The sequence below is a fragment of the Halarcobacter ebronensis genome, from assembly GCF_013201825.1.
Classification (GTDB): Bacteria; Campylobacterota; Campylobacteria; order Campylobacterales; family Arcobacteraceae; genus Halarcobacter; species Halarcobacter ebronensis.
In genome coordinates this window covers 496,572-510,464 of record NZ_CP053836.1, presented here as the reverse complement: position 1 = coordinate 510,464, position 13,893 = coordinate 496,572, and the positions used below count along the sequence as shown (strand labels likewise).

Genomic DNA, 13,893 nt, shown 5'->3' with positions numbered 1-13,893 from the left:
GGAAGTGTTCTTCCCCTTTTTTCTTTTAAGGTGAAAAAAAATGACAAAACACAAAAAAAAGCCACAAGCATCCGTTGCTTTTTATAATAATCCTGAAAATAGAGCACTTATCTATCAGGTTATAGTATTACTAGCTATTTTTTTATTTACATATTTTGTTTTAAACAATATGTTTGTAAATATAGAAAAACGTGGGATTAATACAGGATTTGATTTCTTACATAATGAAGCAGGATTTGGTATTTTACAAACTCTTATACATTATGATGAATCAGATACTCATGGAAAAGTATTTATAATTGGACTTCTAAATACACTTTTAGTATCTTTTATATCAATATTTTTTGCAACAGTTATTGGACTTCTAATTGGAATTGGAAGACTTTCAAAAAACTTTATGGTTGCAAAACTATCAATGGTTTATATTGAAACCTTTAGAAATATTCCTATTCTTTTGCAAATTCTATTTTGGTACAATGTTGTATTAGCCTCACTTCCAACTCCTAAACAATCACTATCTTATTTTGATACAATTTTTTTCAATAATAGAGGTCTTTATATACCAAGACCTATTTTAGAAAGTGGTTTTATAGCTGTATTTATTGCATTTATTCTAGGGATAGTTGCAGTTATATTTTTAAGGAAATGGTCAAAGAAAAGGCATGAGGAAACAGGAGAAGAGTTCCCAATAGTTTGGACATCAATAGCTATATTAATAATAGCACCAACATTGGTTTTTTTTATTAGTGGAAGTCCTGCAACTTTGGATTATCCAGCTTTAAAAGGGTTTAACTTTAAAGGTGGATGGAGTTTAATTCCTGAACTCTTAGCTTTGACTTTTGCACTTAGTATTTATACAGCAACATATATAGCTGAAGCAGTAAGAGCTGGTATTGAAGCTGTTCCAAAAGGACAAAAAGAGGCTGCAAACGCCTTAGGATTAAAAGATTATATAATTCTAAAAAAAGTTGTTCTTCCTCAAGCTCTTAGAGTAATAATTCCTCCTGTAATCAATCAATATCTTAACTTAACAAAAAACTCTTCCCTTGCAACTGCAATTGGATATCCAGAGTTAGTTACTGTTTTTGCAGGAACATCCCTAAATCAAGTTGGACAATCAATAGAGATTATTTTGATGACAATGGCAGTCTATTTAACAATTAGTATTTTCATCTCTTTAATTATGAACTACTTCAATTCAAGAACAAAGATAAAGGAGAGATAATGGCTATCTATAGTAAAAAAGAGAGCCGACCAGCTCCTGTTAATACAAAAGGTTTTACATATTGGGTTAGAGAAAATCTATTCTCTTCACTATCTAGTACAATATTAACTATTCTGTCTTTTGCACTTATACTTTATGTTGTGCCACCACTTCTTAATTATTTGATTTTTGATGCCACTTGGAGTGGAACAAAAGAACAAATAACTGGTCATGGTGCAAGATGGATATATATTTATGAAAAATTTAATCAATTTATATATGGTTTTTATCCTGAAGATCAATATTACAGACCAAACTTAATTGTTGGTATTTTTATTCTTTATATTGTTCTTTTTAGAAAAATTAGAAATATTAAATTTAGAATTTTTATTATTGTATCTTTCCCTTTAATTTCCCTTTTACTTCTACATGGAGGATTAGGTTTAGAGATTATTCCAACGCAAAAATGGGGTGGATTACTTTTAACAATTGTTGTTGCTTCTGTTGGTATTCTTGCCTCTTTTCCTATTGGTATTGTTTTTGCTTTAGGAAGACAATCAAATATGCCAATTATTAGAACAATAAGTGTTATGTATATTGAGTTTATTAGAGGTGTTCCTTTAATTACACTTCTATTTATGTCATCAGTAATTCTTCCTCTATTTTTCCCTGAAGGGATGGATTTTGACAAACTTCTTAGAGCTTTAATTGGTATTACTCTATTCCAATCAGCATATATTGCAGAGGTTATAAGAGGTGGTCTCCAAGCTATTCCAAAAGGACAATATGAAGCAGCAGATTCAATAGGTCTTTCATATTGGCAAACAATGGGGTTAATTATTCTTCCTCAAGCGCTTAAAATATCAATACCAAATATTGTTGGTGCATTTATTTCACTATTCAAAGATACAACTCTTGTATTGATTATTGGTCTATTTGATATGCTTGCAATGGTAACACTAACAGCAACAGATGCAAATTGGCTAGGGTTTGAAACAGAAGGATATGTTTTTGTAACCTTAATTTACTGGATAATTTGTTTTAGCATGTCAAAATATGCTAAATCAATAGAGAATAGATTTAATACAAATCATAGATAATAGGAAAAGAAAATGGCAAAAATTATAGATAATATGATTGAAATGAGCAATGTTAATAAATGGTATGGAGATTTTCACGTACTAAAAGATGTAAATCTTCAAGTTAAAAAAGGGGAAAGGATTGTAATTTGTGGTCCTTCTGGTTCTGGTAAATCTACAACAATTAGATGTATCAACAGGCTTGAACCTTTTCAAGAGGGTAGTATTATTGTAAAAGGTATGGAATTAACAGAAGATGTTAAGAGAATTAGAGAGATTAGAAAACATGTTGGAATGGTATTTCAACACTTTAATCTTTTCCCTCATTTATCTATTTTAGAAAACCTAATTCTTGCTCCAACTTGGGTTTCAAAAGTTCCAAGAAAACAAGCAATTGAAACAGCAATGCACTATTTAGAGAGAGTAAAAATTGCTGAACAAGCACACAAATATCCAAACCAATTATCTGGTGGACAACAACAAAGGGTGGCAATTGCTAGATGTCTTTGCAACAATCCAGATATTATGCTTTTTGATGAACCAACCTCAGCACTAGACCCTGAAATGATTGGAGAGGTTTTAGATGTTATGACAGAACTTGCTCAAGATGGAATTACTATGGTTTGTGTAACACACGAAATGGGATTTGCAAAAAAAGTTGCTGATAGAGTAATTTTTATGGATGCAGGTCAAATAGTTGAAGAGAATACTCCAATTGAGTTCTTTGAGAATCCACAATCTGATAGACTTAAACTATTTTTAGAACAAATTTTAGATCACTAAAAGAGAGTTTTCTCTTTTAGGTTCTTCCTTAACTTGATGCTAGCCAGATACCAATTCCTATCATCATTGTTCCAGCTATTTTATTTATAAGTTTAACATTCGAACTATTTTGTAAAATCTTTCTTAATGTACTTCCTCCACTTGCATAAATAATAAGACATGAAAACTCTAAAGATAATATCATTAATATCAAAATTGGAAGCTGAGATATCATAGGTAATTTTTCATCAATAAAAGGTGGAAGTAATGCAATAAAAAATGCCCACCCTTTTGGATTTGCAATTGCTGTTATAAATCCTTGCATTGCAAGAGATTTTTTTGAAATATCATATTGGCAACTTTTATCAAGTTTAAGTGCCATTTTACCCTTTGACATCCACATTTGAATACCCAAATAACCTAAATACAAACCTCCACCATATTTTAAAAATAGAAATATTGTTGGGTATTTAAGCATAATAGTTGCAACACCAATTACAGAAGAAGTTGCAACAAGACCAACACCAAGTAACTCTCCATACATCATATAAAAAGTTCTTTTTAATCCAATACTCATTCCCATGCTAAGAGCCAAAGTCATACACATTCCAGGAGTAATTGAAACAAAAAAGAAAGTTGGTATAAAAACTAAAAGTAGTGTGAAATTTATTAAATCCAAAATAGTGCCTTTTAAAATTTGGATTATATATCAAAAAAGATAAAAAAGAGGAGAATTTTCTCCTCTAGTCTTTAGTTTAATTAAAATGAAATAGCTTCGTAAGCTATACCTAAACTCTTTGCAACAGCCTCATTTGTCAATTTTCCATCATAAGTATTAAGACCATTTAATAGATGTTTATCATCAGATAGAGCCTTTTCTAATCCTTTATTAGCTATTGCTAAACCATGTCTTAATGTTGTTGCAGTAAGTGCTAATGTTGAAGTTAAAGATACAGCACCTGGCATATTTGCAACACAATAGTGAACAACATCATTTACAACAAAGGTTGGATTATCATGGTATGTTGCTTTTGAAGTTTCAAAACATCCACCTTGATCAATTGCCACATCCACAATTACAGAACTTTTTTTCATAAGTTTTAAATCATCTTTTCTTACAAGTTTTGGAGCTGCTGCACCAGGAATTAAAACTGCACCAATTACCAAATCAGCCTCTTTGATTGCTTTTAAAATATTTGCTCTATTTGAAAATAGTGTATTAACTTGAGAACCAAATAAGTCATCATAAAAAGCAAGTCTTGAAGCAGAAATATCAAGAACTGTTACATTTGCTCCTAATCCAACTGCCATTTTGCAAGCGTTAAGACCAACAATTCCACCACCTATGATTACAACATTACCCCTTTGTACACCAGGAACTCCACCTAAAAGAACTCCTCTTCCACCAAAAGGTTTTTCTAAATATTTTGCACCCTCTTGAGCTGCAAGTCTTCCTGCAATTTCACTCATTGGAGTTAAACAAGGAAGTCCACCCTCAGGACTTGTAATTGTCTCATAAGCAACTGCTTTTACTTTTTTATCTAATAACATTTGTGCTTGTGGTTTATCTGCTGCTATATGTAAGTAAGTATAAAGGATTTGCCCTTCATGGAAAAGGTCATACTCCTCTGGCAATGGCTCTTTAACTTTTACAATCATTTCACTTTCATCAAAGATTTTCTTTTTGTCTGCTTCAATAATAGCTCCAACTGCTTCGTATTCAGAGTTTTCAAATCCTGCACCAATACCTGCATCTTTTTCAACAAATACAGTGTGTCCATTTTGTACATAAGCCTCCACACAACTTGGAGTTAATCCAACTCTATATTCATGTACTTTGATCTCTTTAATCAAACCTATTTTCATTTTAATTCCTTTAAATATTTTAATTTAATTAAATTATATCATACATTTTAATCTAATAATGGATATTTTTTAAACAAATTAAATTTTTTTAATGGGTTTGATTGTTAGCTGAAAAGAGGCATTTGCCTCTTTTATGAGAATAGTTTTTTAAAGAAATTTATAAAATTTCCATCTTTTACATTTAACATCTCGTAAGCTTTGTTAATTGAATCAACTCTTTTTGTTGTAAAAAGTAAAATTGCTACATTTAGTTTAACTATTTTAATTAATTCAGGAGTTGGATTGTTAATGATTTCAACCATTCCTTCCAGAGCTAAATCTTCATATGTTTGATTATATTCAATATCCAAATCTAAGAGTTTAATACTCTCTTCAACTATATTTCCATCTTTTTTAATCCAATATTTAAAATCATTAAATACTTCAGGTGCACCTTCACTACCTTTTATGATTACCAAGTTTTCATAACTATCACCAAAAAGTTTATTATACTTTTCCACATAGGGTTTATGAAAAGCAGAAGTAAGAGCGTATTTTGAGTTTGCAGGATTTAAAAGTTTTTCTACTGTATTAAAAATAGTTCTCATATATAGTTTTTTTCTAAGTGAAGTAAGAGCTGAAAGCTCACTAAAGTACTCTTTTCTATCAAAAAAGTGTATTCTTTCATCTAGCTTGACAGCAGTTGCTAACTCTTTTACTGTTACTCCATTTTTTGCAGGTTGAAGTTCATCTCCACTTATTACAATATCAAAAGGTTCAATATCCTTATATCTACTAAAAAAATCATTTAATATTGGAGCGTATAAAGGAAAAAGATAAGGTTGATTTGATTTTCCATCATAAGAGTAACCAAGCTCAACTGATTGAGGAAGAGTTTCTCTTTTTATATATTTTTTAAAGGTTTGTAAACACCCTTTTAACTCATCATCAGATTCAAGTTTTACCCTTAAAAGCATTAAAAAAGCTGCTGCTTGTTCACTCTCACACTTCTGTTCTAGAATACCTTCTATAGCCTCTTTAATCTCTTCTTTTGTTAAATCTCTATTTGATTTTGGTCCAGTTCCTACTGCTTTTATATATTTAAAAAAATTCATTGCATATCCATTTTAAAAATTTATCCTATTTTATCACAATATAAATAGAAAAATATTGTAGAATAAAATATGAAAAATCTTATTTTGATAATTGCTATTTTAAGTATCAAACTATTTGCTTTTGAAACCAATATAAAACAGATGTTTGCCATAGGAATTTTTGACGAAAATGGAGTTGGCGAAAATATCCAAAATGTTAGAAAAACTAAAAGAGATTATAATGGTACTTGCTATACAAAGATATTTTTAAGAGGAGAAATATCTAATACCAAACCAACTGTTAAAATTGGAGACTCTATAGGTCATTATGAAAATTCTGAACCTATTACGAATAAAAATAATATTATTATAGGAAAAATAATAACTTTTAAACACTATACAGTAACAAATGGAGTAATAGAAGTTTTTCTAGGAAAAGATCTTTATGATGCAAGAGTATTTGTTAAGTAAATCATAATATTCACAAGTTATAATAACTAGAACAAAATTTAAAATAATAAAATAGGTTAATATGGATTATCAAAAAGAATTCTCTAATAACTTGCTTCTTGAAGCAAAAAATTTAAAAGTTTTGTATGCAGAAGATACTCTCTCTGTAGCAGAGGCAGTGTCAAATATCTTAAAGATTTTTATAAAGAATATCGATCTTGCACAAAATGGTAAAGAGGCTCTAGAAAAATTTAGAAAAGATAAATATGATCTGATATTAACAGATATTAATATGCCAATAATGAATGGAATTGACTTAATAGAGCATATTAGGGAGCTTGATTTACATATTCCTATTATAGTTATCTCTGCACATGGGGAGCAGGAGTATATGGTAAAAGCTATTCAAGCTGGAATTGATGGCTTTATCTTAAAACCACTTGATCCAACCCAATTTAAAAATGTTATTTTAAAAGTATTGGAAAAAACACTTGTTTATAAAGAGAGTAAAAAAAATCTTGCACTTTTGAATCAGTATAGAGATATTACAAATAAAGCTTCAATTATTTCAAAAACAGATACAAAAGGGATAATTACCTATGTAAATGATAATTTTATAAAAATATCAGAATACTCAAAAGAGGAACTTATAGGAAAATCTCACTCTATTATAAGACACCCAGATAATCCAAAAGAGTTTTATAAAAAGATGTGGGAGACTATAAGTATTGAGAAAAAACCTTGGGAAGGTGTTGTTAAAAATCTCTCAAAAAGTGGAAAACCTTATTTTGTAAAAACAATTATAAAACCTCTTCTTGATGACGAAGGAAATATTATTGAATATATTGCACTTAGAAATGATATAAGTGAAATAATGAGTGAGAAAAAACAACTATTAAGTTACCTAGAATCAACAAAAAACTCCCTTTTGATTATGATTCAAATAGAAAATTTTGATATTTTGGATAAATTTTATGATGCAAAAACAATTGAAAAAATTGAATCAATCTATGGGAAAACTCTTTTAGACCATATGCCAAATAATAAAAGTTTTAGTAGAATTTTTACTTTAGGAGATGGGTGTTTTGCCCTACTAGAGGATTTTGATGAAGCGGACACTTCATACTCAAAAAAATTGATTCATATCCAACTAGCGCAGTTTGTAAACAATGTAAAAGAGAGTACTATTGAACTTGAAAATATTGAATATGATATAAGAGTTATTGTAAGTTATAGCTTTGGACATAATAATTTATATGAAAATGTGCGATATGGGATAGAAAAAGCAGTTGAAGAGAATAAAAATCTAATCTTTGCAAATCAACTTCTTGAAGAGGCACAAGATACTGCAAAGAGAAATCTTGAAACAATTCAAATGGTAAAAAAAGCTTTAGACAACTCAAGAATTGTATCTTTTTTCCAACCAATAATAAATAACTCAACAAAAGAGATTGTAAAATATGAGTCTTTGGTTAGACTTATAAATGAAGAAGGAGAAATTGTCTCTCCATATTTCTTTTTAGATGTTTCAAAAAAAGGGAGTTATTATACAAAAATCACAAAAAGAGTTATTGAAAACTCTTTTGAAATATTAGATCATATAAAAGATAATATAAGTATCAACCTCTCTGTTTTAGATATAGAGAATCAAATTATTAGAGATACTTTATATAAACTAATTTCAAAAAGAGAGTATAAAGGAAGAGTAACCTTTGAACTTTTAGAAGATGAAAACATAAAAGATTTTAGACTTGTAAAAGATTTTATTAAATCTGTAAAAAGTATTGGAGATGTAAAAATTGCCATTGATGACTTTGGTAGTGGTTACTCAAACTTTGAAAGACTTTTAGAGTACTCTCCTGATATTTTAAAAATTGACGGAAGCCTAATTAAAAATATTGAAACAGATAATTTTAGTAGAAACTTAGTTGAAACTATTGTAACTTTTGCGAAAAAACAAGGGCTTGAAACTATTGCAGAGTATGTTGAAAATGAGAAAATTTATAATATTTTAACAGAACTTGGAGTTGATTACTCACAAGGTTTCTATTTTGGTAAACCTATGAAGTTGATGTAAGAAGTCTCCTTCTTACATATACTTTTCTAAAACTGCAGGTATTTTTACGCTACCATCTTCTTGTTGATAATTTTCCATAATAGCCACAAGTGTTCTTCCTACAGCTAAAGATGAACCATTTAAAGTGTGAGCTAAAGTATTTTTCTTTCCATCTTTATATCTGATTTTTGCTCGTCTTGCTTGAAAATCTCTTGTATTAGAAATAGATGAAATCTCTCTATATTTCCCTTGTCCTGGAAGCCAAACTTCAAGGTCAATAGTTTTAGCTGCACTAAAACCTAAATCTCCACTGCAAAGCATCACTTTTTGGTGAGCTAATCCTAAAGATGTTAACAGATCACTTGCACATGAAACCATCTTTTCAAAAATCTCATCAGACTCTTCTTGTTTTGTAATTGCCACCATTTCTACTTTGTCAAATTGATGTTGTCTAATAAGTCCTCTTGTATCTCTTCCTGCACTTCCTGCTTCTTTTCTAAAACAAGGAGTATATGAAGTCATCAATAAAGGTAACTCTTCTATTGGAAGAATCTCATCATTATATAAATTTGTAAGGCTAACCTCTGCTGTTGGAATAAGATATAGATCCTCTCCTTCAATTTTAAAAAGATCCTCTTCAAATTTTGGAAGTTGCCCTGTTCCTTGAAGAGTATTAGTATTTGCCATAAAAGGAACATACCACTCTTCAAAACCTCTACTTCTATTAAAATCTAACATATAGTTAATAAGTGCTCTCTCTAATCTAGCACCCTGCCCTTTAATTGCAGAAAATCTTGATTTTGCTAATTTAACACCTCTTTCAAAATCAAGCCAGCCATTATTTAAATCCCAATGCTCTTTTGGTTCAAAATCAAATTTTGGTTTTTCTCCTATTTGTCTAAGTACTACATTTTCACTCTCATCAAGCCCAATAGGAACAGTGTCATCAGGAATATTTGGAATACCAAGAATTATAGAAGAAAGGTTATCTTCCAAAACTTTTACCTCTTCTTCAAGTTCTTGTTTTTTTAATTTTAAACCATTTATCTCATTTTGAAGAGAAGCAATATCTAAGCCCTCTTTTTTATATCTTCCAAACTCTTTTGACAATCTGTTTTGAGATGCTGTAACATCTTCCATCTCTTGTCTTTTTGTTTTTGTATTCTCTGAAAGACTTTTCAAATTATTTAAAATCTCTGCATCTACTCCTTTTTTTATTAAAGATGCAGCTACTGTATCAAAATCATTTTGAAGCAATTTTATATCAATCATAATACTCTTTCCAAATTTTTTGCAAATTATATCTAATTTTTTACATAATAAGTTAAAGCAAAACTCTTTATAAATCTTAGTTGTCATGAAAGGTAATAAATTAAGACTTTTTTTACTTACAAATGATTACAATTATCAAAATTGAATTAGGTATAAAATTGATTGATAAAATAAATTTACTATATAAAGAGCTAAACAAACCGCTGTTAAACAGCAAGAAAATAGGACTTTTTATAACTTTTTGTGCAATACTTGGTGGTCTTCTGGTTGCTTACACTGCAATGACTTTTTTGGTATATATTATTCCAGGAAGTTTGGGAGAGTCTATTACTATGCCACTATTATTTAATACTTTAGCTTGGTCAATTGCAGCACTTTGGATTTCAGTGTCAGCTTCAAAACTAATTGCTCTAAAAAGAGTAATTATACCTACAACAATATTTATCATTTTAATTTTTATATTCTATTTAAGGTAAATAATGACTCATAACTTATCAAAACAAGAGAAAAATAAAATTTTTAAACAAAAACTCCAAAGGGTTCATGCAACAACTGGAATAAGTTTTTCACTGCTAATGTATATGGCTCTCTTTTTTGGAATTTTTGCAATTTTGTTGCCTTTTATTCAAGTTTGGGAAAAACCTTCAAGACATTTTAAAGCAGCTGATATTACAAAGATTGACTACTCTTCAATGATTGATCCTGTAATCTCTGACCCTGATTTTCCAAAAAACAATATAATAATTACCTTGCCTGGATACCAACATGATCCTGTGCTAAAAATATCACATCAATTTGTTGAGCCAATAATTTTTAATCCAAATAATTCACAAAAGTTAGAGAATGAAGGTGATCAATCTCAACTTGCAAGTTTTTTAAATACAATGCATTATGGTGGTCCATTAAAGAGTTTTGGATATACAGTTTTTGGTTTTATGGCAGTTGCAGTTATGTTTTTAGTAATTGGTGGTTTAGTTCAAGTTATCACAATAAAATATAAAGATAATGGAAAAAATAATCAAAGCAAATTTTCAAAGTGGCATAGGAAAATTTTTACTTGGCTTTTCCCTCCTTTTATAATAATTACCCTAACGGGAGCTATGATGAATATAGGTTTTATTGGTTCAAAACCAATGACATATATTACATCAAAAGGTGAATCCTCAGAGATATGGAGATATGTAGGACCTGTTTTATATCCTCAAATAGCTCATATAGAAAGAACTAATGAAAGCTCTACAATGTTGCCAATAAGTGAACTTATTAAAAAAGCTCAAAAAATAAACCCAAATGTTGATTTTCAAAAACTTACTTTAATAAATTGGAAAGATAGTAGTGCAAGGGTAAAAATAGAAGGGTATAATCCATATATGCCTTTTTTAAATGGTATCTCAAATAGACCAAGTATAACCCTTAGTGCGAAAGATGGTTCACTTATTGAAGATAAAAGAGTATTGGACAAACACTGGTCCTCTTTGGTTTATGATAGTATCTATTTTTTACATCTTCTTTTTGGTGTAGATACTGCAACTAGACTTTTAATCTCACTTTTAATGCTTGCTTCGACTTTTGCTTTGGGATTTGGTGTTTTATTGTATTTGGAGAAAAAAAGTAGAAAGTTTCCAAAAAAAATCCCTATATATAACTGGATGGGAAAACTCTCTTTAAGTGTTATGGTAGGTGTAATTCCTTCAACTGGACTTCTCTTTTTACTTCAATGGATTTTACCATTTGATTTACAAGATAGATTTATATGGCAAAAGGGTTTGTTTTTTATTTTTTGGCTTTCAACTTTAATGTGGTCTTTTTATAGATTGGAATCATATAAAGCAGCAAAAGAGTTTCTGCTTCTTGGAGCAATTTTCTTTATATTAGCACCCCTTGCACATTTTTATGGAAGCGGTTTCTCTCCTGAATCTTTATATAAAGAAGAGATGTATGAAATTTTAAGTGTTGATATTGGACTTTTTCTATTTGGAATTATTCTATTTATAATCTCAAAAATACTTCCTAAAAATAGAGAACAAATAGAAATTTTTTGGAAAAAAAGACTTTAAAAGGAATTCTTATGAAAAAATATATGTTACTTACAATACTCTTTTGTTCATCTCTTTTTGGACACTCATTATTAATGAATGTAATGGATAATGAAGATAATACAATCACCATTGCAGGTGAATTTACAACAGGACAATTAGCTCCTGGAGCAATGCTTAGACTAGAATCATTAGTTAATGGAACTATCCTTTTTAAACAAAGACTCCCAGAGTCAAGTGAACTAACAGTTGAAATACCCAAAGAACCTTATCAGATAGTTCTTGATGGTGGACCAAGTCACCAAGTTGTTGAAAAAGGAATTCCTCCACAAGAGGGTTTCAAAAAAGAGGCTCTTAATAAAGCTTTAGTAAATAGTAGTACTCTATCTCAACCAAGAAGTACAACAAATGAATGGAATAACTCTACAGTAATACTATTTATATTAGCTTTCATATTAATTGGTTTTACCATATATTTTAGTAGATTGAACACAAATAAGATATTGGCACAAATAAAACAAAAAGATTAAAATTTTTATGTTGCACTACTATAAGGAGATTGAAAGATTTGTCCATAAAATAATTGGAAATAAAGAGTATGTAACAGATATTGTTCAAGAAACATATTTAAAAGCTCTTGAAACTAATTCAAAAACTTCAATAAATAATAAAAGAGCTTTTTTGTATAAAATTGCAAAAAACTTAGTTATAGATACAGCAAGAAAAGAAAAAAATATTAAAAAAATTGTTTTTGAAGAAGAAAAGTATGTAACTCCAAATGAAGAATTTCCTGAAGAGCAAATTCTTGAACTTGTTAAACAAAATATGATAAAAGAAGCTATAGAAACTCTTCCTTCAAGAAGTAAGCAAGCCTTTGTTTTGCATTTTGTAAAAGGATTAGATACACAACAAATCTCTAAAAGTATGGGAATAAGTGTAAATGCAACACAAAAACATATAAGCCGTGCAACACTAAAAATAAAAGAATATATCACTTTCCAAGGTTGGGATTTAAATGAATAATAAAATAGTGGAAGAACAAGCTTCATATTGGTTTGCCTGTAATAAAGAAAATATCACTTTAGAAGAAAAACAAAAATTTAGAAAATGGCTAGATGAGGATAATACTCATAAACAAGCTTACAATTATTTAATAAAAATCGAATCCCTTTGTAACTCTTTAGATGAAAAATATTTAGATAATCTAATAGATGAAGCTCAAAAAGGAGCAAAAAAAACAAAATTTTTTGAATATACAAAAAAATACTCTTTTGCTGCAACGTTACTTGTTCTAATATTCTTTTCTATATTTCAAGGAGTAAACTACTATTCTCCAATATATGAGAGTAATCTTAAAACAAATATTTTAACAAACCAAATAACTCTTTTAGATGGAACAAAATTAGAAATTGATGCTAAAACTAAACTAGATGTAAAACTCTATAATAAACAAAGAGTAGTCAAACTTTATTATGGTCAAGTGATGTTTGATGTTGCTAAAGATAAATCAAGACCTTTTAATATAATATCAGAAAAGACAAATATAAGGGTAGTAGGAACTGCATTTGAAGTTAAGAATCTTGATAAAATTACAACAATAAGTGTAAAAGAAGGAGTTGTAAAAATTTCTAAAATTATGGAGAATGACACACTCCAAACTCTTGCACTACTTAGTAAAGGAGAAAAAATTATTCTTGATGAATATGGCAAAATTCTAAATTTGTCAACAATACCAATTGAAGATATTGCCACTTGGAAAAGTAACTATCTCATATTTGATAATACTTTAGTTAAAGATGCAATAAAAATATTCTCAAGATATACAAATGACAAAATCAAGATTAATTATGAATTCCAAGAAAAACAACTAATTACAGGACAGTTTAAAAATTCACAAATAGAAAAATTCTTTGATTCTTTAACAACTCTTTATCCAATTGCCATTGAAAAAAAAGAAAACACTATTAGTATCAATAAAAAACAATAACTATAAAATTTTAAAATTTATATATTTTTGATGTCCTCTTTTTTAAATATCTCCGTCTTACATTATAGAGAATAATTCTCAAAATCATTAGTTAAAAAAATAAGGAAA

14 protein-coding genes are annotated in these 13,893 nt (G+C 29.0%); 10 read left to right on the top strand and 4 right to left on the bottom strand.

Features of this window, described 5'->3' with window-relative positions; translation table 11 throughout:
* The first annotated feature begins 40 nt into the window (after positions 1–40).
* From AEBR_RS02590 to AEBR_RS02580, 3 genes are read left to right on the top strand one after another with little or no spacing between them, the layout of a single operon-like run.
* Positions 41–1,225: an amino acid ABC transporter permease gene (locus tag AEBR_RS02590; protein WP_129086929.1), complete on the top strand. Its 1,185-nt coding sequence runs from the start codon at positions 41–43 to the stop codon at positions 1,223–1,225.
* A complete protein-coding gene (locus AEBR_RS02585) occupies positions 1,225–2,304 on the top strand; it encodes an amino acid ABC transporter permease (protein ID WP_128979994.1) in 1,080 nt (359 codons plus the stop codon). Before AEBR_RS02590 ends, AEBR_RS02585 begins: the two co-directional genes overlap by 1 nt.
* 12 nt (positions 2,305–2,316) lie before the next feature.
* On the top strand, positions 2,317–3,066 hold the full coding sequence (locus AEBR_RS02580) for an amino acid ABC transporter ATP-binding protein (RefSeq protein ID WP_323807950.1): 750 nt from the start codon (positions 2,317–2,319) through the stop codon (positions 3,064–3,066).
* A gap of 28 nt (positions 3,067–3,094) precedes the next feature.
* On the opposite strand, the gene AEBR_RS02575 is transcribed toward AEBR_RS02580, so the two are convergent.
* The 3 genes from AEBR_RS02575 to AEBR_RS02565 all read right to left on the bottom strand — a co-directional run bounded on the left by AEBR_RS02575 (position 3,095) and on the right by AEBR_RS02565 (position 6,005).
* Positions 3,095–3,724, bottom strand: coding sequence for a LysE family translocator (locus tag AEBR_RS02575; RefSeq protein ID WP_228712164.1), 630 nt, complete (start codon positions 3,722–3,724; stop codon positions 3,095–3,097).
* A gap of 80 nt (positions 3,725–3,804) precedes the next feature.
* A complete protein-coding gene (gene ald / locus AEBR_RS02570) occupies positions 3,805–4,911 on the bottom strand; it encodes an alanine dehydrogenase (RefSeq protein WP_129086927.1) in 1,107 nt (368 codons plus the stop codon).
* 131 nt (positions 4,912–5,042) lie between these two features.
* A complete protein-coding gene (locus AEBR_RS02565; protein WP_129086926.1) occupies positions 5,043–6,005 on the bottom strand; it encodes a glycosyl transferase in 963 nt (320 codons plus the stop codon).
* A gap of 69 nt (positions 6,006–6,074) precedes the next feature.
* On the opposite strand from AEBR_RS02565, the gene AEBR_RS02560 reads away from it, so the two are divergent.
* The gene (locus AEBR_RS02560) at positions 6,075–6,455 is read left to right on the top strand and encodes a hypothetical protein (protein ID WP_129086925.1); all 381 of its coding nucleotides are present in this window, start codon (positions 6,075–6,077) and stop codon (positions 6,453–6,455) included.
* 61 nt (positions 6,456–6,516) lie between these two features.
* Positions 6,517–8,511: an EAL domain-containing response regulator gene (locus AEBR_RS02555; RefSeq protein ID WP_129086924.1), complete on the top strand. Its 1,995-nt coding sequence runs from the start codon at positions 6,517–6,519 to the stop codon at positions 8,509–8,511.
* A 12-nt stretch (positions 8,512–8,523) separates the two neighbouring features.
* Here AEBR_RS02555 and serS read toward each other — a convergent pair whose 3' ends face one another.
* The gene (gene serS, locus AEBR_RS02550) at positions 8,524–9,762 is read right to left on the bottom strand and encodes a serine--tRNA ligase (RefSeq protein ID WP_129086923.1); all 1,239 of its coding nucleotides are present in this window, start codon (positions 9,760–9,762) and stop codon (positions 8,524–8,526) included.
* Between the two features lie 158 nt (positions 9,763–9,920).
* Here serS and AEBR_RS02545 point away from each other — a divergent pair, with 158 nt between their 5' ends.
* From AEBR_RS02545 to AEBR_RS02525, 5 genes are read left to right on the top strand one after another with little or no spacing between them, the layout of a single operon-like run.
* Positions 9,921–10,238 carry a hypothetical protein gene (locus AEBR_RS02545; RefSeq protein ID WP_228712163.1) on the top strand — a complete coding sequence of 106 codons (318 nt, stop codon included), beginning with the start codon at positions 9,921–9,923 and terminating at the stop codon, positions 10,236–10,238.
* Between the two features lie 3 nt (positions 10,239–10,241).
* Entirely contained in the window at positions 10,242–11,819 is a 1,578-nt protein-coding gene (locus AEBR_RS02540) for a PepSY-associated TM helix domain-containing protein (RefSeq protein ID WP_129086922.1), read from the top strand.
* An 11-nt stretch (positions 11,820–11,830) separates the two neighbouring features.
* Positions 11,831–12,328, top strand: a complete 498-nt coding sequence (locus AEBR_RS02535; protein WP_172658838.1) for a hypothetical protein — start codon at positions 11,831–11,833, stop codon at positions 12,326–12,328.
* Between the two features lie 7 nt (positions 12,329–12,335).
* Positions 12,336–12,821, top strand: coding sequence for an RNA polymerase sigma factor (locus AEBR_RS02530; RefSeq protein WP_129086921.1), 486 nt, complete (start codon positions 12,336–12,338; stop codon positions 12,819–12,821).
* Positions 12,814–13,785 (top strand): FecR family protein, encoded by a 972-nt coding sequence (locus AEBR_RS02525; RefSeq protein ID WP_129086920.1) that lies wholly within the window; start codon positions 12,814–12,816, stop codon positions 13,783–13,785. The genes AEBR_RS02530 and AEBR_RS02525 overlap by 8 nt, the downstream gene beginning before the upstream one ends.
* Positions 13,786–13,893: the final 108 nt, after the last annotated feature.